The 507-nt window shown below is 52.9% G+C and carries 1 protein-coding gene; it reads right to left on the minus strand.

The window, feature by feature from the left end; translation table 11 throughout:
* Nucleotides 1-507: Ig-like domain-containing protein (locus OC23_RS05385; protein ID WP_038343361.1), on the minus strand; the 507-nt coding region annotated here is incomplete at both ends.

The following is a 507-nucleotide window of genomic DNA, read 5'->3' on the forward strand; positions in this document are numbered from 1 at the left end:
TGCTGCATCAACTGTTGCAGTATAAGTCACGCCATTGATGAGGAGTGTTACCACAGCCGTTGCTGCATCTGCAGGAATACCGGTCAGGGTACCCGTGATGGTCACTGTGCCAGTTGATTCAACTGCATTCAGCACGTTGTCTGCAGTGACATCATTGATGGTTAATGTTGCACCTGCAGGGTTTGGAGGTGTGACATCCACAGTTTCTGTACCTGGTACAGACGGGTTACCTGCCGGGTCTGTGGCAATCGCGGTGATGGTATCACCATCCACCAGTCCACCCGGATTCGGTACGGTCCATTCACCTGTGACCGGATCAGTGGTGACATCCACCGTTGTTCCGTTCGGGAAGGTTACTGTTACCGTTGAACCTGGTTCTGCTGTACCGGAGATCGGATCAGTACCATTGACCGGATTGATCTCTGGTGCTGCCGGTGGCGTAACATCCACAGTGAAGCCTTGAGTGTCAGTAACCGTGCTGCTGTTACCTGCTGCATCAGTGAAGGT

The organism is Acinetobacter sp. A47, from assembly GCF_000805455.1.
Lineage (GTDB): Bacteria > Pseudomonadota > Gammaproteobacteria > Pseudomonadales > Moraxellaceae > Acinetobacter.